The sequence below is a fragment of the Clostridioides sp. ES-S-0190-01 genome (genome assembly GCF_020658275.1).
Lineage (GTDB): Bacteria > Bacillota > Clostridia > Peptostreptococcales > Peptostreptococcaceae > Clostridioides.
Window position 1 is genome coordinate 56906 of the sequence record NZ_JACVWA010000021.1, and the last position, 23178, is coordinate 80083.

24 protein-coding genes are annotated in these 23178 nt (G+C 28.5%); 23 read left to right on the forward strand and 1 reads right to left on the reverse strand.

The window, feature by feature from the left end; all coding sequences use genetic code 11:
- The first annotated feature begins 15 nt into the window (after positions 1–15).
- The 21 genes from IC214_RS07220 (at position 16) to IC214_RS07320 (ending at position 20573) form a co-directional block, all read left to right on the forward strand.
- On the forward strand, positions 16–972 hold the full coding sequence (locus tag IC214_RS07220) for a flavodoxin family protein (RefSeq protein ID WP_227436490.1): 957 nt from the start codon (positions 16–18) through the stop codon (positions 970–972).
- Between the two features lie 50 nt (positions 973–1022).
- The gene (locus IC214_RS07225; protein WP_227436488.1) at positions 1023–1292 is read left to right on the forward strand and encodes a hypothetical protein; all 270 of its coding nucleotides are present in this window, start codon (positions 1023–1025) and stop codon (positions 1290–1292) included.
- Complete coding sequence (locus IC214_RS07230) at positions 1285–1797, forward strand: DUF1097 domain-containing protein (RefSeq protein WP_227436486.1); 513 nt, start codon at positions 1285–1287, stop codon at positions 1795–1797. The genes IC214_RS07225 and IC214_RS07230 overlap by 8 nt, the downstream gene beginning before the upstream one ends.
- Positions 1798–1828: 31 nt before the next feature.
- Positions 1829–2683 carry an acetyl-CoA hydrolase gene (locus IC214_RS07235; protein ID WP_227436485.1) on the forward strand — a complete coding sequence of 285 codons (855 nt, stop codon included), beginning with the start codon at positions 1829–1831 and terminating at the stop codon, positions 2681–2683.
- A gap of 196 nt (positions 2684–2879) precedes the next feature.
- Positions 2880–3008: a winged helix-turn-helix transcriptional regulator gene (locus IC214_RS07240; protein WP_227436484.1), complete on the forward strand. Its 129-nt coding sequence runs from the start codon at positions 2880–2882 to the stop codon at positions 3006–3008.
- 50 nt (positions 3009–3058) lie between these two features.
- Positions 3059–3265, forward strand: coding sequence for a MerR family transcriptional regulator (locus IC214_RS07245; protein ID WP_255606536.1), 207 nt, complete (start codon positions 3059–3061; stop codon positions 3263–3265).
- 228 nt (positions 3266–3493) lie between these two features.
- Complete coding sequence (locus IC214_RS07250; protein WP_227436482.1) at positions 3494–4015, forward strand: cysteine hydrolase family protein; 522 nt, start codon at positions 3494–3496, stop codon at positions 4013–4015.
- A 494-nt stretch (positions 4016–4509) separates the two neighbouring features.
- Positions 4510–6591: a PTS sugar transporter subunit IIA gene (locus tag IC214_RS07255; RefSeq protein WP_227866431.1), complete on the forward strand. Its 2082-nt coding sequence runs from the start codon at positions 4510–4512 to the stop codon at positions 6589–6591.
- 15 nt (positions 6592–6606) lie between these two features.
- Positions 6607–6894 carry a PTS sugar transporter subunit IIB gene (locus tag IC214_RS07260; RefSeq protein ID WP_227436477.1) on the forward strand — a complete coding sequence of 96 codons (288 nt, stop codon included), beginning with the start codon at positions 6607–6609 and terminating at the stop codon, positions 6892–6894.
- Between the two features lie 27 nt (positions 6895–6921).
- Positions 6922–8193: a PTS ascorbate transporter subunit IIC gene (locus IC214_RS07265; RefSeq protein WP_227436476.1), complete on the forward strand. Its 1272-nt coding sequence runs from the start codon at positions 6922–6924 to the stop codon at positions 8191–8193.
- 63 nt (positions 8194–8256) lie between these two features.
- Positions 8257–8859, forward strand: a complete 603-nt coding sequence (locus IC214_RS07270) for a KpsF/GutQ family sugar-phosphate isomerase (protein WP_227436474.1) — start codon at positions 8257–8259, stop codon at positions 8857–8859.
- A gap of 4 nt (positions 8860–8863) precedes the next feature.
- Positions 8864–9769, forward strand: coding sequence for a 4-hydroxy-tetrahydrodipicolinate synthase (gene dapA, locus IC214_RS07275; RefSeq protein ID WP_227483334.1), 906 nt, complete (start codon positions 8864–8866; stop codon positions 9767–9769).
- Positions 9770–9874: 105 nt separating this feature from the next.
- Positions 9875–10507, forward strand: coding sequence for a ketohydroxyglutarate aldolase (locus IC214_RS07280; protein ID WP_227436597.1), 633 nt, complete (start codon positions 9875–9877; stop codon positions 10505–10507).
- 283 nt (positions 10508–10790) lie between these two features.
- Positions 10791–11216 (forward strand): helix-turn-helix domain-containing protein, encoded by a 426-nt coding sequence (locus tag IC214_RS07285; protein WP_227483304.1) that lies wholly within the window; start codon positions 10791–10793, stop codon positions 11214–11216.
- A 1001-nt stretch (positions 11217–12217) separates the two neighbouring features.
- A complete protein-coding gene (locus IC214_RS07290) occupies positions 12218–14728 on the forward strand; it encodes a diguanylate cyclase domain-containing protein (RefSeq protein ID WP_227831476.1) in 2511 nt (836 codons plus the stop codon).
- A gap of 326 nt (positions 14729–15054) precedes the next feature.
- Entirely contained in the window at positions 15055–15399 is a 345-nt protein-coding gene (locus IC214_RS07295; RefSeq protein WP_227436468.1) for a zinc ribbon domain-containing protein YjdM, read from the forward strand.
- 104 nt (positions 15400–15503) lie between these two features.
- Positions 15504–15743 (forward strand): hypothetical protein, encoded by a 240-nt coding sequence (locus tag IC214_RS07300; RefSeq protein ID WP_227436466.1) that lies wholly within the window; start codon positions 15504–15506, stop codon positions 15741–15743.
- 350 nt (positions 15744–16093) lie between these two features.
- Complete coding sequence (locus IC214_RS07305) at positions 16094–16960, forward strand: pentapeptide repeat-containing protein (RefSeq protein ID WP_227483302.1); 867 nt, start codon at positions 16094–16096, stop codon at positions 16958–16960.
- 116 nt (positions 16961–17076) lie between these two features.
- On the forward strand, positions 17077–17481 hold the full coding sequence (locus IC214_RS07310; protein ID WP_227436462.1) for a YmaF family protein: 405 nt from the start codon (positions 17077–17079) through the stop codon (positions 17479–17481).
- Between the two features lie 314 nt (positions 17482–17795).
- Complete coding sequence (locus tag IC214_RS07315) at positions 17796–18245, forward strand: GNAT family N-acetyltransferase (RefSeq protein WP_227483301.1); 450 nt, start codon at positions 17796–17798, stop codon at positions 18243–18245.
- Positions 18246–18737: 492 nt separating this feature from the next.
- The gene (locus tag IC214_RS07320) at positions 18738–20573 is read left to right on the forward strand and encodes a glycerophosphodiester phosphodiesterase (protein ID WP_227436458.1); all 1836 of its coding nucleotides are present in this window, start codon (positions 18738–18740) and stop codon (positions 20571–20573) included.
- 90 nt (positions 20574–20663) lie between these two features.
- On the opposite strand, the gene IC214_RS07325 is transcribed toward IC214_RS07320, so the two are convergent.
- Positions 20664–20990: a winged helix-turn-helix transcriptional regulator gene (locus IC214_RS07325; protein WP_227436457.1), complete on the reverse strand. Its 327-nt coding sequence runs from the start codon at positions 20988–20990 to the stop codon at positions 20664–20666.
- Between the two features lie 232 nt (positions 20991–21222).
- On the opposite strand from IC214_RS07325, the gene IC214_RS07330 reads away from it, so the two are divergent.
- A complete protein-coding gene (locus IC214_RS07330) occupies positions 21223–21627 on the forward strand; it encodes a pyridoxamine 5'-phosphate oxidase family protein (protein WP_227866432.1) in 405 nt (134 codons plus the stop codon).
- A gap of 278 nt (positions 21628–21905) precedes the next feature.
- The gene (locus tag IC214_RS07335) at positions 21906–22814 is read left to right on the forward strand and encodes a DUF2268 domain-containing protein (RefSeq protein WP_227834993.1); all 909 of its coding nucleotides are present in this window, start codon (positions 21906–21908) and stop codon (positions 22812–22814) included.
- The last annotated feature ends 364 nt before the right edge of the window (positions 22815–23178 follow it).

The following is a 23178-nucleotide window of genomic DNA, read 5'->3' on the forward strand; positions in this document are numbered from 1 at the left end:
GAGGGAGAGTTAAAAATGAAAATACTAGGTATTTCTTTTGGAACAAAAAATGGAAATAATGACACCATGTGTAAAGTGGCACTTAAAGGTGCTCAAGAAGCAGGAGCTGAAGTAGAATTTATTCAAATGTCATCTCTTAACATTAAACATTGTACTGGATGTTGTGCATGTGTTAAGACTTTATTATCTGGAAAAGGTAGTATGTGTGTATTAAAGGATGATTTTGAATGGTTACTTGACAAAATGAAAGATGCAGATGGGATAGTAGTTTCAGACCCTATATTTGAGGAAGGAGCATCAGGTCTATTCCATACTATAATGGACCGTTTTGGACCAAGAGCAGATAGAGGAAATAATATTATAGGAATAAAAGTTGCAGAAGCTACAGGAGGAAAAACTCCAGACCCAAGAATGCTTAATGATAAAGTAATATCATTCATGGGAATAGGAGGGTCAGACTGGGGTACAAGAGTTCAATGTGAGCATGCTATGTTAGCATTAATACCAATGTGGAAAGTTATAGATAATGCTTGGTTCCCATGGGCAAAGGAATTAGTAATGGATGGCTCAAAACTTGCTCAAGTTCATCAAATAGGTTTAAACATAGTTGAAGCAGCAGAAGATTTTGAAAAAGCTTTATACAAAGGAGAAGAAGGAGTCTGTCCACATTGTAATAATAGATTATTCTACCTTGAGCCAGGTACTAAAAAATCAATATGTGCTCTATGTGGTATAGTTGGAGAATTAGATACTGCAAGTGGAAAAACTGTATTTAGTTTCCCAGAAGAGCAATTAGGTCATGCTCATGATACTTTAGCAGGTAAGTTTATACATGGTGATGATATTAAGAAAATGGAAGGTCATTATGCAGAAGTTCGTAAAACACCAGAATTTAAAGAAAGAAAAGCCGCTTACAATTTTATAGAACCATTAACCAAAGAAAAGCATGCTGAACTTTCATTAGGAGAATAATTAAAATATGAAGACTCATATTTTAATTAGTGTTATAGGAGATTTATTATATGAATGAAAAGCCACACTTTAAACAAATTGGAATTATTAATATAGTAAATAATATCCAAATAGCACTTATCATATCGACTATAGAAGCAATTATTGCTTTAGTACCTGCATATTACAATGTTAGATTAGCTCCAGTGTTCATTGCTATGTTTATACCACTACACTTAATTTGTTTTGTAGTATCTATGATTGCAAATCCAATAACAATAAGGTTAGTGGGAATGAATCAAGCTATAGAAACTACTAATTATAATATAGGAAATGGATAGAAAGAAAAAAGAAATATTAACACTATCCATAGGGATTGCTTTACTACCTCCTTTATGGGCAGTGCTAGCACCTTATATAGGAATAAAAACTGGAGCAGTAGCATTAATTTGTGCAGGATTATATGTAACAAATGGTAATAAACGAAAAGATGGATTAAAAATAATGTTTGGTTTTTGGTGTGGAGATTTATGGGCAGTGTTGGCTATTATAATTATGGAATACATAAATCTCAACCCAAATCTAGAATTATTTTTAACACTTGGTATATTAGGTTTTTTTGCAGTTATAATTGCATCCTTATTTGAAAAAGTAATTTTCTTACCATCATGGCTTTGTGGTTGGGCCATAGGTCTAACTATTATGACAGGTGAAAGTATTATTAACTTACAAAGTCTTTGTATTCAAGTTGCTGTGGCTATGGCAGTAGGAGTATGGTATGTAGGAGCAGGCGTAGATTTATTTACTGTATGTATTTTGGAGAAAGATAAAAAAACGGGAAATTGAAAGCATATGAATATAATTTGATTATAGGAGAATGTTTATGGGATTTGAATTTAAAATAATGAGAAGTTTAATATATGTAGGACTTGCTAAGGAAGAGTATAGACCTAAATTAATGGACTGGTTATATCGCTACCATATTCCAGATAGTATTAGTAATTTTGGACCATATTGTACTAAATATGCTTTTTATCAAGCATATCCTACACCAGATGAAGGCGAACGTTTTGGTGTACGTAAGATGCAATTAACAGAGCATTATTGGATTGTAGATGAACATATGCCTGAAATGGCAAATAGAATTATGACAGAATACATGCCTATGGATGTTCTCCGTTGGCAAGGGTGTATACCAGATGTGGAGAATAAAAAAGTTCATGAGAATGCAGAAAGTGGAGATGCAGGACGTGCAGTAGGTGGGGATAATGGATGTCCACCATTTATATTTGCTTTTATTCCAATAAACTGGGAAGAAGATTTTAGAGGAAAAGGACGTACTGTACAAGATGGACCAAACTATCGTTGGCAATTTATGATTAAGTACCCAGATGGAATTTCTAAAGAAGAAGGAGAAGGATGGTTCTATGATGAGGTAGTTCCATACTTTACAAACTGCTGTTATGTTAATCGTTTTGTAAGTAGTAAAATCATGATTAACTATGGAGCAACTGCCTTTGATCGTGTAGTAGAACTATGGTTTGAAGGAGAAGAAGAATGGTATAAAGCTGTGGTTGAGGGGACAAAATCATTTATCAAAAAGCCAGAATGGGCACAAGAAGAAGAGTTCCCATATTTAAAACCACAATTTAATATTGCCTCAGTATTCTTAGGCGATATAGCAACTATGGACGCATATTCACAGTATCGTGGATATATTCCAATGAGATAAAATCAAGAAGTTCCTTTTATGATGACAAATAGTTAAAATAATAAAACTGTTATCATGAAGGGAACATTTTTGTGTCTAGAAAAACTTTTGAAGTAAAAGTTAAATATGTGAGAGTGTATCTTAAAGGTAAAGAATCATTGTTAGATACATGTAGATAATATAATATTTACAACGTATCATATTAATAAGTTTATACTTGAGTTATGAAGTAAAAAGAGTAATTCCAAAGATTACAAATGGTATGATGATTGTGATACTTCAAGTTTTAGAAGGTGTTGGAATTGTTAATAGGAAGAAATTTAATGAACATGAAGAACTTATATAACAGTAGGAGGATACAATGTATACAATTGGACAGTATCTAAATTTTTAGGAATATCTAGAGACACGCTAAAATTTTATGAGGATAAAGGATTAGTAAATCCTAAGAAAAATGATGAAAATGGATATAGAAAATATAATCAGTTTGATATATATGATATTACAACAATAAATTTTTATAGAGAGATTGATATCGAAATTAAAAAAATTCAAGAAATAAGAAAAAGCAAGAGTATAAGCAATTTAGAACTTTTACTATAAGAGAAAGAACAAACTCTTTAAGAATGTAAGGGATAATCATATGCTAAGTGAGTGATATGATTATCTCTTATTTATTAATTGAATTTAAGTAAAAATTACTTGTAGATATTCTCTTAAGCTGGAGCCTAGTTTTAATAGGTTTTTCACAATAAAAATTTATAGGCTAATATTTACTTTTATAGTAAAATATAAAGAAATTATTAGAGTAACATTCAAGGAGGAATAGGTATGGTTTTATTAATTGTTGATACACAAAAACTAATAACAAATGAAAAATTATATAAATTTCATGAATTTGTAGTAAATATAGAAAGCTTAATTGATACAGCAAGAAAAAATAATATAGAAGTAATCTATGTCCGTCATGATGATGGAGTTGAAAATGAGTTGACTAAAGGTAAAAACGGATTTGAAATATATGAAAAATTTAAACCATGTGATGAAGAAAAAATCTTTGATAAAGAAGTAAATAGTGCTTTTAAGGGAACAGGCTTATTAGAATACTTAAAAAGTACTAGTGAAAAAAATATAATTATTGCTGGACTTCAAACAGATTACTGTATTGATGCTACTATAAAATGTGGATTTGAACATGGGTTTAATATAATAGTCCCAGCTTATGCAAATACAACTGTTGATAATTCATTTATGTCAGCAGAACAATCATATAAATACTACAATGAATTTATCTGGAATGAAAGATATGCAGAATGTATTTCAGTAGACGAAACACTTAGAAGGATGAAATAAATATAGATTATTACATAAGAAAAAACTTAACTTACTTAGTCTAAAATATTAAAATCATAAGGAACATAGACTGTGACATTTATATTTACATAAGTTGATTTCAAATTTAAGTTCCAACAAAGGATGTTAAATTCCAAATTAAAAATCAGACTTAACATATTAGAGTTATATATAAGGCACATCAATTTTATTTTGAATTAATGTGCTTTTTAGTTGTAGTAATTTATTCATAATCAATATAATTTTTATTATTTAAATCAATTTTTCTTGTGTTTCTTTATTTAAGAAACTCTTTTTTTATCTATAGAATCTATACATGTATTATAGTTTGTATTTTAGATAAGTTTAATTTTTGTCTTAATCTAAAACAAAAGTTAGACTTAAATGAAATTGAAAAGGCTAAAATTATCAAATAAAATAAATATTGTGGAGGTGATGAAAATCTAGTGATAATACAAAGACTAATCTTAACAAGAAAGTAGGGATTAATAGAAGTGGATAAAGAAATTGTATCAATTCTTCAGGTTTTATTAAATAGCACATTGATTACAGCTGACGAACTACAAGAAGAATCTAATGCATCAAAGAGGCAAATTACTTATAGAATAAATAAAATCAATGACATACTTAAAGTAAAAAAAGTACCACTTATATATTTAAGAGCTGATAAAGATATTATTGTTAAAAAAGATACAAAAGATGCAATTAGAGAAATCCTCGAAAAAAACTATTCTAAGAATACTTACTATTTTAGCAAAACAGAAAGACTTTTATATATGTATTTAATGCTTTTTATTAATCTGGAGGATATTTCAATTAATCATTTTATAGATTCTATAAAAGTAAGTAGGTCTACTGTAAATCTTGATTTTAAAGATTTGATACCAGAACTTGAAAAAAAGAACATTAAAGTTAAGAACAATCGTATAAACGGATATTACCTAGTCGGGAATGAGATGGAAATTAGAAGAGTACTTATTAAAAACATTATAGAAACTCTATCTAATGAGAAAAGTTCAAGAGTATTTGATATTTTTATTGAAGAGTATAAGTTAGATAGTTTTGAAGAAGCTAAAAAAATTATATTAAAGCTTGTAAAAAAATATGAAATTACTTTTGTTGAAGATAGATTAATAGAGTTTATATATATCTTTATCTTTCTAAAAGCAAGAATGTATTCAAATAGAATAGTTATTCAAGAAAATATAGATATTCCTAATATTGCAGTCATGAGTTCGATGAAGGAATACAAATTTGCTAGGGAGTTATTAGAAGTATATGAGAGTAAAGAGAAGATAAAATCTCATAATATAATGTATATTAGTGCTTGGATTTTAGGTATATCAGTAGGAAATGATGAAGAAGATACAGAAGATAGAGCTGTTATTTCAAAAATTGTAAATAAAATGATGACAAATTTTGGATATTTAAGTGGAGTTTATTATATAAGTCAAGAAAAAATATTTAAGAGACTATATTCTCATTTTAGACCAGCCTATTACAGACTTTTATTTAAATTACCTATTTATAATCCAATTTGTGAAAAGGTAAAAGAAGAATATAGATTAGTTTATAGAATTGTGAGTAATGCAATGAAAGAGTTTTGTGGGCTATTTGGAGAAGACATTCAAGAAGAGGAATTGGCATATTTAACTATGCATTTTGCAACCCTTTTCTCAGATAAAAAAGAGTTTGATGGACCTAGAAAAAGGAGAGCATTGATAGTTTGTTCAAATGGTGTTGGCAGTTCAGCTATTTTACATGCAGAACTTACAAGCTTGTTCCCTGATTTGCATTTTCTACCAATACTAGAATTCTCTGAACTGGGAAATATTAGTGAATCTGTAGACATTGTGTTTACAACTAATTATAAGGCGGAGGGTTTAAAAACAGATGTGCCAGTGATTAAAGTTAGTCCTGTTATGACCCCAAAAGAAAAATATAAGGTTACACGTGAAGTGTACATTCAATTGGGTGATATTTTTTTAAGGCAACCTAAAATCGATGAGGTTATGGATATAATAAAAAAATATGCGAAAGTAACTTCTGAAAGTATGCTTTCAAGTGAGTTATTAGCCTATTTTACACAGATAGAAAATTTTACGTCTAAGGAAGGAGAAGGACCTATGCTAAGTGACATTACTAATGAAACGCTAATAAAACTAAGGATAAAAGCTAAAGATTGGGAGGAAGCTATTAGACAGTCAGCTTCTGTCTTAGTTGAAAATAATAAAGTAACTGAAGCCTATGTAGATGCTATGGTTAATTCAGCAAAAGCGTCTGGACCATACATAGTAATTACAAAACATGTGGCACTTCCACATGCTAGACCAGAAGCAGGGGCAAAAGAAATTGCAATAGGGATTGCTACTTTAGAAAATCCTGTTGAATTTGGAAATGATAATAATGACCCTGTAAAATATGTATTTTGCTTAAGTGCAATAGATAATAATAGTCATTTACGTGCTATGTCAGAGTTAGTTGAACTATTGGAAGAAGAAGAATTCTTTAGAGTTTTGGATAATGCTAAGGAAGCTAATGAAATTATTGATTTTATAAAAACACATGAATTATAAAAGGGGGATTTAATTATGTATAAAATTTTAATCGCATGTAGAGCAGGAGTTGGCTCAAGTTTGATGTTAAAAATAAAGACTCAACAAATTATTAAGGAAAATAATTTTCCAATTGAAGTAGAGCATGGTTCATTAGACTCCTTAAATGGATTCAATGGAGATGCTGTAGAAACATTAATTGATGTTGCTGAAGAGTTAAAAAATAAAAATTTGAAATTTGATATAATTGGAATTCACAACATTGTTGACCGTAATGAAATTAAAACAGCATTAGAAAAATTTCTTGCATCAAAAGAAAAATAAAATTTAATAGAATAAGGAGGGCTATTTATGGAGTTTATTATTAGTTTATTGAGTACGCCAGCTGTTTTACTTGGTGTAGTTGCATTTATAGGATTGATTCTTCAAAAGAAACCAGCTGTTGAAGTATTTACTGGAGCTTCAAAAACACTTATAGGTTTCTTGATATTTGGTATTGGTGCTTCAGCTATGACTGGAGCATTACAGAACTTCAATAAATTATTTCAACAAGGTTTTGGAATTACAGGTGTTATAGCTTCACCAGAAGCAGCTACTGCACTTGCACAAGGTACATATGGTTTTGCGGTTTCATGTACATTGATTCTTGGATTCATATTAAACTTAGTTTTTGCACGTATTACAAGATTCAAAAATATTTTCTTTACAACAGGTCATAGTTTATTCTTTTCTTGTGTATTAGTTTTGATTATGAAAGCACATGGATTCGATAACACAATTACTATTTTAGTGGGTGGTACTATCTTAGGATTTATGTCTGCTGCATTACCTCAATTCTGTCAACCATTTATGCGTGAACTGACAGGTGGGGATGAACAAGCTATTGGTCACTTCAACATGATTGGTTATGGCTTATCAGGTTATATTGGTCGTTTATTTTCAAAGCATAAAGAAGAAACAACAGAAACGATTAAATTTCCTAAGTGGTTATCAATATTTAGAGATTTCTTAATGGGTCTGTCTATAGTTATGTTAATCTTATTCTATGTAGCAACTTTAAAAGCTGGACACTCATTTACTCAGGAACTTGCTGGCTCAACACATTGGTTAGTATTCCCTCTTATAGAAGCATTTACATTCGTAGCTGGTATGTCAATATTAATGTCTGGTGTTCGTATGTTCTTGGCTGAAATAACTGCAGCATTCGTAATTATTTCAGAAAAATATATTCCAGGTTCACGTCCTGCATTAGATGTACCAACAGTATTTCCATACGCACCAAATGCAGTTATTATTGGATTTATCTCAGCATATGCTGCTGGTCTATTAGCAATTGTTATTATGGCATCATTTCCTAATATATTCCCTGTAGTAATTATTCCAGCTGCTCATATATGTTTCTTCTCAGGTGGTACAGCTGCGGTATTTGGTAATGCATCAGGAGGATGGAGAGGAGCTATTGTTGGCTCATTCGTTGTAGGATTATTTCTTGCATTCTTACCAGTTATACTATATCCAGTTTATGGAACACTTGGTATAGAAGGAGCAACTTTCCCTAATATTGATTATAACGTGGTTGGTTCAATATTACATAATATTTTACAATTTATAAAACCTATCTAAAACATATTAATATTATACAAGGATAATAGGTATTCCTATTATAATTTTAAGGAGGATAAATCTATGGTAGAAAATACATTACCTGTATTTCTAGAGAATCTATCTAATGAAGTTGCAACGTTCATTGCTTCAATAGATGAAGTATCTATAAACAAAGCATGTGATTTAATTTTCGAAGCAGAAAGAAGTTATGGACGTGTGCATGTAACTGGTATTGGTAAACCAGGTCATGTATCAGGGTATATTTCTTCATTACTTTCATCTACTGGAACACCAGCATATGTATTGCATGGTACAGAAGCAGTACATGGGTCAAGTGGTCAAGTACTTGAGGGTGATGTTGTTATTGCAATATCGAATAGTGGTGAAACTCAAGAATTAAAAGCAACTGTTGAAACATTAAAAGCAAATGGAGCAAAAATAATTGGGGTGAGTGGTAATGTTGATTCATACTTAAAAAATTCTTCTGATATATTCCTATTTGCAGGCGTTAAACAGGAAGGAGATTGCCTTAATAAGGCTCCTCGTGCATCAATTCTTGCTGAAACTATAGTATTACAATCATTAAGTGTTGCACTTCAGTACGCTAAAGGTCTTGATGCAAAGCAGTATTTAAAGTGGCATCCAGGAGGAAGTCTTGGAAAGTCTATTAGAGAGGGAATATAATTTTATGAAATATAAAGGTATTATATGTGCAATGATAACTCCATTTGATGAAAATCAAAATATCAATCCACACGCAACATGTGAATTGATTGATTATCTAATTGATAGAGGAATCTATGGATTATTTATTTTAGGAACTAATGGTGAATGTCATGTGCTTACAGATGATGAAAAGGTTGAATTTGCAAAGATTGTTATCAATCACACTAACAATCGTGTACCTGTTTTTGTTGGAACAGGAGGTAATTCAACTCGTGAAGTTATAAGTTTATCCAAGAGAATGGAAGAAATAGGTGCAAGTGCATTATCAATTATTACGCCATATTTTGTAACACCAACACAACAGGAATTAATTTTACATTATAAAACTATTGCTAATGCAGTTAACTTACCAATTATGATGTATAACATGCCAAGTAAGACTGGAATTAATATTGAACCTGAGTCAGTACATGAATTATCTAAGGTAAAGAATATTGTTGGAATAAAGGATAGTAGTGGTAAGCTTGATAATATAAAAGCTTATATTGAAATAACTAGGAATGAAGACTTTAGTGTATTTTCAGGTTCAGATTCCCTTATTCTTGATACTTTGAAATCTGGTGGGCAAGGTGCTGTAGCAGCCACAGCAAATTTTTTAACAGAGATTGATATTGCTATTTATGATAACTTTATTAAGGGTGATTTAAGAGCAGCTCAAAAAGCTCAAAATAGTATTGAAGAACTTCGTCGTATCCTAAAATTTGGGACTATTCCATCTGTTATAAAGAAAACTGTTGTCTTGAATGGAATTAATGTTGGGACTGCACGACTTCCTGTAATTGAGCCAATGGGAGAATTGCTTGAAGAAATTAAGCAAGTAGTTGAAAATTATAAAACTTTATTCAATAAAAACTGTGAGAATAGATAACACAGATAGTGACATCACATTGACATATAACTAATATAGTATTGTAAAATGGGATTGGAATTAATGAAGAATCAAAATGCTTTGATTAATGTAGAGGTGAATGGTATGAAAAAGATGAATATAACTAAAAGAATGGTAGAATGTGGAGCTCTAGCAATTGTAAGAGTGGAAACACTTGAGCGTGCATGTGAGATTGCTGAAGGCTGTATTAAAGGTGGAGTACCAGTTATAGAAATGAGTTATACCTTGAATAATGCTGGAGAAATCATTCAAGGGCTTAGCAAAAAGTATGGTAAAAGACTTTGTGTGGGTGCTGGAACAGTTTTGGATAGTGAAACAGCTCGTCATGCCATTTTACATGGAGCTCAGTTCATTATTGCACCGAATTACAATGAAGGTGTAGCAAAAACTTGTAATAGATATCAAATTCCTTACGCACCAGGGTGTACATCACTAACAGAAGCAGTAGATGCATTGAGTTTAGGAGCTACCTTTATCAAAGCTTTTCCAATATCAGATTTCTATGGACCTAAACTAGTAAAGGTATTTAAAACACCAATACCTGATATGCCAATATTGGCAAGTGGTGGAATTACTCTTGATAACTTGCATATATGGTTGGAAAATGGTGTTGATGTGTGTGGATTTGGTGGGTTATTAACCAAGGGTAGTGTTGAAGATATTGCTGAAAATGCCAGAAAGATTCGTGAAACAATTAAAAATATAAGAAAAGCTTAAAGTTAGAGCTGTTGCTGAACAATTATAAATTGATGTGTAACAGCTTTTTTTTTACGAAGAGTAGCTTATTTTCAAGAAATAAATTTCATTTAAAATTCCAAAAAAGGAGTTGAATTTAAAATTTGATTAGAAAAAAATCAATTTTAAGGCAACTCCTTTATTATTTTTTTATTTGAAATGTAGATAAATTCAGCAATGCAACTAATAGTTAACATGGTGCAACTATATAAGTCTTGTGAATAAATCAATAAATAAATATAATTTAAATTGAGATGAGGTGATTATGTTGAACTTGGGGGAAAGTTTAAAAAGACTAAGAAAAGAAAGAAATCTATCACAAGAACAACTTGCTGAAATGCTAAATGTATCTAGGCAAGCTATATCAAAATGGGAATCCAATAAAACATATCCAGATATAGAAAATTTAATACTATTAAGAAATCTATTTAATGTAACTTTAGATGATTTGATAGTTAATACAAATAAAACTGAAGCTGAAGATACGATTGTACCAGGTAAATTACCTACTGATAATATCGCAGATTATGATAAAAATGAGGAAGAAAATGACCCATCAGATAATTTAATTATAGGTGGTTTTATAATTGGCATCTCAATTGGATTTGTCACAAGTAATTTTATGTGGGGGATAGTTGGTAGTTTTATAGGTATGGGAATTAGTTATATACTTGACTATGTAAAAAAATAGAATAAATTAAATTTTAAAAAAGTTAAACCTACAGATTTACTTTTAGTTGAAGATTGAGGTAGTTTTTCTGATGCTATATTAGATAATAATTATCTAGGTATAACCACTTACTTTTTAATTATTGATAAGAAAGAAAATAAATTTATTAAACAATTTTAGTACATTTACTGTAGTACACTTAAAAATAAAACTTTATAATAATGAATAATTAACATAGACCATATAAGATAATTACTTATGTGGTTATTTTTTAGTGAAGAAATTACTTTTAAAAGTATAGCAAATAACTATACTATAAGTAATAGATACAGTTTTTATGTGTATAGTATATAACATAGAATAAAAAACAAAGAATATATTTAATTGATATTAAAAAGAATTTAAGAATAGATAGTATCTCTAAGTTTAAAAAAATGAATATTAATATATAATTAACTCGAAAAACATATAGTTTTATAAGATAATTTAGAAGAATATTTAAAAATACGTATTAAAAATAGCAATGGTCAATCAGACTTGTAGAGTTAATACAAAACACTGTAGATAGTATATTTAAATTGATATGATTTTCTATTATTTTTTCCATAATTTCAATGGTTTTATCTTATTTTTCTATTTAGAAAAGGACTGATTTAAAGTTCAAGTTATGATATAATTTCATTAAAAGAAGGCAAATTTTAGATAAATATCAGAAAATTATGGTTAAGAAACAATAAGTTCCACCCTATATATAAAATTAATCAAGTTTTGTTTGCAATAAATCAAACCTATTGCCTAAATTAGAAGAAATCAATTTGTATAATTTTTGAAGTTGTAGCATTAGGGAAATCAACAATAGCCATACCTTTAGAATTCAAGCTGGACGATGTGTGAAAATTTAAAAGTTAAATAAAACAATATTGTAAATAAAATAATTTGACACACTGATTATTCACTTTTATCATTATGCTAATTAGCACAATAGATTAGAAGTGGGTATAAAGAGAGGAGGATAATTAAAAATGAAGCAAGAAGATACTGGGACACATCGAATGTGTAAAGAAGAGAAAGTAACAAATAATGAAGTTATTTCAGAGGACATGCTAAAAGCTATGGATATTGGAGTTAGTAAGCATATTTTAGATGATTCATTTACAATTATCTGGGGAAATACAGCTTTTTATCAGTTGTTGGGATATACAGAGAAAGAATTTTTGTCTCATTTTTCTAGTCTTAGACATTATTATGAAGATAATCTTTATCATTTTGAAGCTATGAAAAGTCATTTTTTAGATGCTTATCAGAATGGTAAGAAAAGTGTAGAATATCAAACTTGCATTCCAGTAAATCATGGAGAATATGTTTGGGTAATAATGACTGGTATATTAGTTGAGCCACAGGAGGATGGAAAAGCAATAGTCTATATCATATATTCAAATATTGATGAGTTAAAAATTAGACAGAATGAACTATATGAGATGGAAAAAGAAAGTACAGAGAGTTTTAAGTGGATGATGTCAGAGTATGCTGGAAATGTATATATAAGTGATATGGATACATATGAGTTGTTGTACGTAAATAAACAGTCATGTAATACTCTACAGGCATCAGCAAATGAGGTGATTGGGAAAAAATGCTATGAGGTAATTCAAGGTAGAACTTCCCCATGTCCATTCTGTACCAATTCATGTTTAAAAAAAGATGAGACATATGAATGGGAGTTTTACAATTCCAAGTTGAAGCGAACATTTATGATTAAAAATCGTATGATAAATTGGGAAGGACACAGAGCACGCATAGAGTTGTCTTATGATATGTACAGTTCTGAGTATAAACTTGCAAAAAAAGATCAGGAAAGAGAATCAATCCTGAAAACTATTCCAGCAGGAATGATTCGAATGGATGCAAGGGATTATCTTACAATACTCTGGTATAATGATATATTTCTGAATATGATTGAATATACAAAGGAGCAGTTTAAAGAGGAACTTAATAGCCAATGTTTATATTTATATCCTGAGGATTATAAGCGTGCGAAGATGATGGCGCAAGATTTAAAAGAGTCTGGAGATAATGTTGTATTTGAAGCAAGAGCATATACGCGCTCAAAAGAAGAACGTATATGGACTATCACTCTATGTTATATTAGTGGAGAAGACAGTTGGGATGGAATACCATCTTTTTATAGTGTAGGACTTGATATTACAAAAGAAAGAAAACAGATTGAGAAATTGCAATACATAGCAGAGAAAGATGCATTGACAGGAATTTATAATCGTGCTGAAACAGAAAAGCAGATTAAGGAATATGTTGAACAAAATTTAGATGCTATGGGTGCGCTATTTATGATTGATACAGATAATTTCAAACATATTAATGATACAGAAGGTCACATGATTGGAGACATAGTGCTCACAGAGATGGCATCAGGCATGAAAAAAATAATGCGCGATAGTGATGTTGTTGGCAGAATAGGTGGAGATGAGTTTGCAATTTTTATGAAGAACATTTCTTCAACTAAAGATGCAGAAAAGAAAGCAGAAGAATTGCTGTATATGTTCCGTCATCTATTTCAGAAAGAAAAAAGCTCTGTAAAAGTAACCTGTAGTATTGGAATCTCTATATATCCGAAAGATGGTAATACATTCAAGGAAATGTATACAAGAGCTGATAAGGCTTTATATCAGGCAAAAAGTTTGGGTAAAAACAATTATGTCATCTATAATCATGATGCCTTTAAAGGCTTGGAAGAATTGAATTACTCTTCTCTTGGGACAGCTATTGATTCAGAAAAAAAATACGTCGAATCTTCTGATAATCTTACACGTTATATATTCCGTGTTCTTTATCAGACCGATAATATAGACCAGACGATTAATATGATACTTGAAATTATTGGTAAGCAGTTTAATGTGAGTCGTGCTTATATCTTTGAAAATTCAGAAGATGGTCGATACACTTCTAATACTTATGAATGGTGTAATGAGGGAATCATTCCTCAAATAGAATACTTGCAAAATGCTGATTATGAGGACTATGGAGATTATGAAAAACTCTTTGAAGATGATTCTGTTTTCTATTGTCGTGATGTACATACATTAAGTCCTGAATTAGAGGAATTGTTTTCTAGTCAAGACATACATTCCACACTTCAATGTGCATATAGAGAAGATGAGGTATTCAGAGGATTTGTTGGATTTGATGAATGTACTGGTCTACGTCTATGGACACAAGAAGAAGTCAGTACATTAGCTTTGATTTCTCAAGTTCTATCAATATTTTTGCAACGTAAGAAAAAGAAGAAATTAAATCAACAGATGCAGCAATACCAGGCTATTATAGATAGTATTGATCAATGTATTTATGTTGTTGATAAGGAAGATAATTTGTTATTGTATGGAAATAAAAGATTTAAGAGTACATATCCTAAATTACATATTGGGCAGTATTGTAATTATGACTCTATAGATATTAATAAGACTCTTATAACATGGAATCAAAAGGAAGCATATTTATGTGTCAGTATGATTTAGTAGTAAAAGAAGTACTATGTTGGGCATAAATTAAATTTTACTTTAGACAAAATATTTTCGTTGACTATAGGAAATATTAGAGTTCTTATTTAAGGAATTAGGTAAATTTTGTAATGATATTGAAATATCAATTTATAAAAAATAGTATTAGTTTTAAAAGCAGTTGATTATAACAGATTGACTGTTTTTTCTTTTATAAATATTTAAAACTATAAGTACAAGGCTATATTTGTCAATATAATTATAATGTGGTATCATATAGGCTCAAAAGAAATTTTATATATTTAAAAATAAAATTAAAAATAATAAATGGAGGACATATGAATATGGAAAATTTGCCAAATTGCCCGAAATGTAATTCAGAATATACTTATGAAGATGGAACTCTTCTAGTTTGCCCAGAATGCTCTCATGAGTGGACTTTAGAACTAGATACAGAAGAAGATACAAACATTATTAAAGATGTAAATGGAAATGTGTTAAATGATGGAGATGCTGTGACAGTAATCAGAGACCTTAAAGTAAAAGGAAGTTCATCATCTATAAAAATAGGAACAAAAGTAAAAAGTATACGTTTAATTCATGACCCATCTGATGGGCATGATATAGAATGTAAAATAGATGGTTTTGGAGCTATGAAACTAAAGTCTTCTGTTGTCAAAAAAGCATAGTATAAAAAATTTGTGGTATTTATGAAATAATCTATATAGCTATTATACAAATATAAATTTAAGACTTTAATGTAGTAATAGAAAATTCATTAGGAGGGTAACGTATGTGTTATTTTTTAAAAGGTGAAGAACAAGATTATTATGTAAATAAAGTAATGGAAGAAATGAAAAAAGTAGTACCTATAGTATACAGATGCTGTGAAGATAGTGAAGATGGAGAAGCAGTAGTTGGGTGTGACGAAAATGGGGAAGCAAAGTTATGGATAACATTTGGCCCAAATGAAAGATTAGAAATGGATAAACACATAGAAAAAGGTACATTACTAGAATATATTATTGGTTAAGAAAGAAATCTTATGATTTCTTTCTTTTTTTGTGACAAATTTAGATTATATATTTAAAAAGAAAATTAATGATGCAATACAAACATCAATTCACATTGGAGAATAAAAAGCGAAAAATTTTTAGTTTATTCTGCAATGTGTAATATTAGACTATTGTGGATGCAAAAACTATTGGCATGAAAAAGGCATTGTCACAAATATTAATATTGATAGATTACTGTATACTATTGGAATAAAGGACACTTTAACTTATAATTAAGAAGAAGTAATTTTGTATAAATAGTTTAAAAATGACTTGTTAATAAATATTAATTTATATTATAAAATGTAAAAATAAAAGGAGAGTAAATATGAAAGCTATACATAGAGATACATATAATAATCAATTATTTAAAGATTTAAAAATTGATTGTGAAAAGTGCTTTGGACTTTGTTGTGTGGCACTTTATTTTTCTGCTTCAGAAGGTTTTCCTGCTGATAAGGAATCAGGTAAGCCATGCACTAACTTACAATCAGATTTTAAATGTTCTGTACATAAAAATCTTAGAAATCAAGGATTTAGAGGCTGTACTACGTATGATTGCTTTGGTTCGGGTCAAAAGGTAGCACAGGTAACATACAAGGGAAAAAACTGGATACAAGAGCCAGAATTAGCAAACCAGATGTTTGAAGTATTTTTAATTATGAGGCAGTTACATGAAATGTTATGGTATCTTAAAGAAGCATCTACATTAGATATACCTAATTCAATCAAAGAAAAACTCAATCTAATAATTGAAGAAACTGATGAGCTAACTAATATGAGTCCAGAACAACTAATAGATTTAGATATAATATCACATCGAACAAAAGTTAATTCATTATTGTCACAAGCTAGTGACTTTGTACTAGAAAAAGCTAAATCCTTTGTAAAGACTTCTAATTTTAAAAATAAGAAAAAATTAAGTAAAAGTATAGATTTAATAGGAGTAGACCTTAGAAAAACAAATTTAATAGGAGCAGATTTAAAAGGTAAATTTCTTATAGCGGCTAATTTAAGGGAAACAGATTTAAGTGGTGCTAATTTGATAGGGGCAGATTTAAGAGACTGCGATATTAGAGGGGCAAATCTTAAAAATAGTGTATTCCTTACACAATTACAGATTAATACTGCAAAGGGAGATTCTAATACGAAGTTACCAGATACACTAGTACATCCTAAATACTGGGATAAATAATTAAATTATTACATAACTTTACAAAATATGAACATTTTTGACTCCAGTTCATAGTATATATTAGAGATTCTTTAGAGGAATTTCTTAATATATAATATAATAGGAGAGATATAAAAATGAGTTGTCAAAATTGTAAATGTGAAAAAAATTATATGTATGAGGATTATAAATATAATAAGTGTAATAAGTGCTATAATGACTATGAAGAAATGACACATGTCCATGAATACTCAGAAAGTGTTAAATTAGCAGAAGAATGTGAAGATAGACATAATCATCGTGCTGCAGGAGTTACAGGTGAAGTTATACCAATAAATGGCGGAACAAATCATGTTCATAAAATAAATGATAATGTAGATTTTCTTGACCATTTCCACAAGATATGTGTTACAACAGGTCCAGCAATTAATATACCAGGAACTAATAAGCATGTTCACTTAGTATGTGGAAATACTACTGTTAGTGATGGTCATTGCCATAAATTCCTTTTTACTACTCAAATAGAAGCACCTTTAGTATAAACTAAGGTAAATTATTGTAGCAAATTTATTGAATGTAAGTAAAGTATAAAAGTGTATTATATACAATGTTTAAACTTAATGAGGACTATGATATTAGCTTTCATAGTCCTTTATAACTTCTATCTTTGATAAAAAAGAATATTCATTTATAAGTATCAGAGGCATTTTAACTAGTATTCAACAGTGAATTTATTTGCCCAAAATACATGATTATAAATTATAATAAACTATTTACAAAATAAAATTTTATTGTGATTATACTTAACATAAGGTTGTACTATGTAATTAAAATATACTATGGAGAGGAGACTATTATGAGCTCTGAAATAGTTTTTGAAGTTAAACAAAGGAGTGCAAAAGAGCTTCAAGAGATGTTACAAATTTGGGAATCATCAGTAAGAGCAACACATGATTTTTTGACAAAAAAAGATATTGAATCTTTGAAGCCAGTAGTTAAAATTGGTTTGACACAAGTAGAAACTATGGTTTGTTTAAAAGTTGATAACATGATTAAAGCTTTTATGGGAATAGATAAAGATAAAATTGAAATGTTATTTATAAAAGATGAATATAGGGGTAATGGTATTGGAAAAAAACTAATATTATATGCTATAGATAAATACAATATAAAATATGTTGATGTAAATGAACAAAATAAAAAAGCAGTGGGATTTTATATTCACTTAGGATTTAAAGAGTTTGATAGGTCTGAAATAGATGGGCAAGGGAATCCATTTCCAATATTACATATGAGGCTAAGTTAATATAGATATAGTTAAATGAAAAAATATGCATATGAAAATATAAATATGCATATAGAGAATTCTACAACTTAAATAAAATTGTAATTGTCCTAATCTATTTGGGTAAATATGATACTATATTTGCTACAGAACTTACAAATGATAATACACTAAAATATGACTGTAAAGAAGGAAGAAAGTTATATTTAGTTATTGTTTGATATGTCCAATAAAATAATATTATAAAATGATAAACCTTATAATTTTAATTCTAGCAATTAAATTTGAAAATAATTTATTTTATTTTCTATAGATTCAGCACTATATTAAATATATAAGCAAATACAAGTTAATAGTAAAAAGCACTTTCTTAAGAAGAAGAAAGTGCTTTTTTATTTGTGAATAGTTGTAAATATAATAATTTGAGAGATATTAAATTATAAATTATTAAAAGATAATATATATTTAAGTGATTTACAGGTTAAAATATAATAAAAAGATTAAGGGGATATCATGAAAAAGAAAGTTTTAAATAATTTTATAAAATTGGTGAAATATAACTGGAGTACATTAATTCTATTTGAGCTATTTCATAAAGGATTAGCTTTGTTGATTATATTACCATCAATCAAACTTGTATTAAGTAGCTCTATGAAAAGTGCAAATATAGTGTATTTAAGTACTGATAACATAGGAGAAATATTAACGAATCCTCTATCAATAGTATTAGCTATACTGTCAATTATAATATTGGCGTTTTATATGTTTTTTGAATTTACTTCAGTGATTATTTGTTTTGATAAATCACGAATTTCTGAAAAAATTACTTTGTTTAAACTTATTAAATTATCCTTAAGAAAATCTATAAACATATTGAATCCTAAAAATATATTATTATTTGTGTTTGTATTACTAATAGTTCCATTAACGAATATAGCCCTAACCTCAGGCTTTATAGGGAAAATAAAACTTCCTGAATATATATTGGATTATATAAGTTCTAATATTGTTCTGAATATAATTTATATGGTTTTAATTTTAATATTATATATATCAGTCATTAGATGGATTTTTAGTATACATGAGGTAACTCTAAATACAAATAGTTTTAAAGAAGCAAGGAAAAAAAGTGCTAGCCTTACAAAAGGAAAAGCAATAAAATTAATACTTTATTCCTTAGGATTATCTCTAATAATTACTGTTATGGGGTATATAATTTATCATGTTATTATTATATTGATAGGAATATGGACTAAAAATTACACAAATGCAAACTTTTTAAAAGATATATTTATTAGTAGATGCATTATGTTTAATGATTATGCAGCATTTATTTCATCAATAGCTATATTTATAATTAGTACTGGATTTATTTCTGCATTTTATTATGAATATAATGACATTCGTGTCTATAAAAAGAATCTAGAAAAACAAAAAAACTCAATAAAGTCAGTATTAAAAGTTACTTTGAAAATAGTAGTAATTTTATTTATCTTACATATTGAGTCAATGATGTACTCTTTAAATAATGATATTTTATTTAATACTTCATTTTTTTACAACACAACAGCAACGGCTCACAGGGTTTCAGCGTTGGTTGCTCCAGAAAACACTATAGCAGCATTTAAAGAAACCTTCATAACTCAAGCTGAATATGCTGAAATTGATGTTCAAGAAACTAAAGATGGAGAGTTGATTTTATTTCATGACTCTAATTTTGAAAGAGTCGCTGGTGTAAATAAAAATGTTTGGGAAGTGAATTATGATGAAATTAAGACATATGATGTAGGAAGTCATTTTAGGTCAGATTTTGCTGGGGAGAAAATACCAACTCTTGATGAGGCAATGAAGTATTCTAAAGGTAAAATAAAATTGCTAATAGAAATAAAGCTTAATGGTCATGAAAAAACTGATGTAGAAAAAAGAGTATTAGAGCTAATTAAATCAAATAGAATAGATAATCAATGCGTTGTAGCATCCATGAATAAAAATGTATTAAAAAGGGTTAAAAAATTAAATCCCAATATGGTAACTTGTTATTTAACGGCAGTTGCATATGGGAATTTTTATGACTGGGACTATGTTGATATATATGGAATAGAGTCCACATTTATAAATAAAAAGGTAGTAGATAACATACATCAAAAAGGAAAACAAGTTTTTGTATGGACTATTAATAACAGTAAATTAATGAAAAAAATGATTATTTTAAATGTAGATAGTATAATTACAGATAATCCATTTTTAGTAGATGATGCAATTTATTGGCAGAAAAATGGATTCATAAATAGAGTAGCTAATTATTTATTTAGGCATGATTCTGATAAAGATATAATTGAAGTGTATTAGACTAAAAAATGTGCAAATTGCAAAATAATAATATATTTATTTTATAATATTTTTAAATAACCGTATCATAGTGAAGAGATACGGTTATTTTTATTTGTTAATAACTTTGTGTCTGTAATCATTTCCCCATTCATGCATTGAATTTAGAACTGGCTCAAGACTATAACCAGTTTCTGTTAGAGTATATTCTACCTTTGGAGGAACTTCTGGATAAACTTTTCTAGTTACTAAATCACTTTCTTCCATAGACCTTAAGTTTGATGTTAAAACTTTTTGAGTTATATCTCCAATAGATTTTTTGATTTCACCAAATCTTTTAGTACCATCTAATAGCTCTCGTATAATTAATACCTTCCATCGATTACTGATGAGTTGTAAAGTAATCTCTACAGGACATTCAGGTAAATCTTTTTTCATAAATCACAACATCCTTTCTTTAATAATCTTCTTTAAAGTATTATATCATTTTAGGGAATATGTATAAAAATTTCTTTTAAATATATAAGTATTAAAAAAATAAACTGTGCCAATAGTTTCTATTAGGTAACTATAGTACTTTAAAGTGCTTACTATACAATAGATACTAATGAGTTTATTATATTATTAAAGAAATAAAAAATACAACAAATTATTTTAGGGGGTAGATGAAATGAATGAAGTAGTAAAATTTTTAAAGGAAAATCCAGTTCAATATTTTGCAACAATAGGAGCGGATGGAAAGCCAAAAGTTCGCCCATTCCAATTTATGATTGAAGAATGTGGAAAATTATATTTTTGTACAAGTAATGAAAAAGATGTATTTAAACAAGTTAAAAAAAGTCCATATGTAGAAATAACTACATCAACTCCTGAATTTGCTTGGATAAGACTATGTGGAAAAGTCATATTCTCAGACAATAAGGATATAAAGAAAAAAATAATTGAATCTAGTGAACTTGTTAAATCAATCTATAAGAATGAAGATAATCCTACTTTTGAAATATTTTATCTTGAGGACGCTAAGGTTGTAATCTCAGATTTTTCAGGCGAGCCACCAAAAGAATATAGTATTTAATACAAAAAAATAATTAATATCAAGAGCTAGCAATATTATTTTAACAACATTAAAATAGAATTTAAGTTAGATGATAATATTATCCTTGTTTTAACATAATTAATTTTAAGAAATAAAATAAATGTTTAAAAATCTTATACAAATCCATCACATTACAAATATATAAGAGAGTCATATTATATGAAATTAAATGATTCTCTTGTTTATTTGTATAAGTTTATATATTGACATTGACGCTACGTAATTCTATATACTTTATTTTAAAGGAGATGATAAAAATGAATATTGTAGAGGTACGCTCAGATAAAATATATAAAAAAATAATGAATGCACCTGCAAATAAGAAAGAGGATATATACAGATATGAGTTGATGAAGCCTTTTGAGTTTAAATGGATGTGTATAAATGTTCCAATCACTGCAAAACAAGAAGGTGGATATGATGTAATTATGGCAAGTGATATGATGGGGGTTTTGTCTCCAAAAGATATTAATGAAAGTCAAATAAATAACATAGATATTCTATCCAATGACAAACTTTGGAACAAGTGTAAAGAAACTATTGAAAGTTCCATAAAGCCTTTTATAAAAGAGGGGTATAAATTGAACACTGAGGAGTATAAATTTTCAATATTATTAGCAAATCCAGAAAACCCTTATACAATATTAAGTGATGGATATTTTGGTGATGGTGGAATTCCAGGATATATATTTTTATCAATAGTCCCAAATGAGTATACTATTAATAGGTTACCAGCAGCACTAGCACATGAATGTAATCACAATATTCGATTTCAATTTATAAATTGGAGTAATAACATAACTTTAGAAGAAATGATGATAAATGAAGGTCTTGCAGAAAACTTTGCAACATGGATGTTTGGGGATGATATGGTAGGGCCTTGGGTTAGTAAAACTGACATTGAAACACTGAATAGCTATATAAAGCCAATAATCAAAAGTGGCTTAAAAGAAACTGGATTTCAAAATATAATATCATATCTTTATGGTGATGATATAGCTAAAATGCAAGGATATTTTCCAGTAGGACTACCTTATTGTGCAGGATATGCCTGTGGTTACTATATGATTAAGTATTATTTAGAAAAAACAAACAAGTCAATAGTGGAGGCTACTTTATTACCATATAGTGAAATCATAGAGGAAGTAAGGAAATTTTGGGATTAAATCTATAAGTTGCATAATCTAAAAAAGATTATGCAATTATTCTATTTTTGAGAAAAATAAATTGACAATGATTTGTAAAAAATATACAATAATATATATAAAGAAATATTTCAATGATAAAATTTTGAAGATTTCATATCTAGTGTATCTAATACTACATGCTAGTTTCTTATTACTTATCTAAATATTATGTATTTCATAGTTACCTGTAAACTTACTATAAAAATATGAAATACACTAAATAATCGACTGAAAAATGAAATATTAATTAAATAAAATTCAAACTATAAAGATTAAATGAATATAATTAAAGTAAACATATGAGATTGAGTATAGTAATCAACTTTTAATAGATTGTTAAATT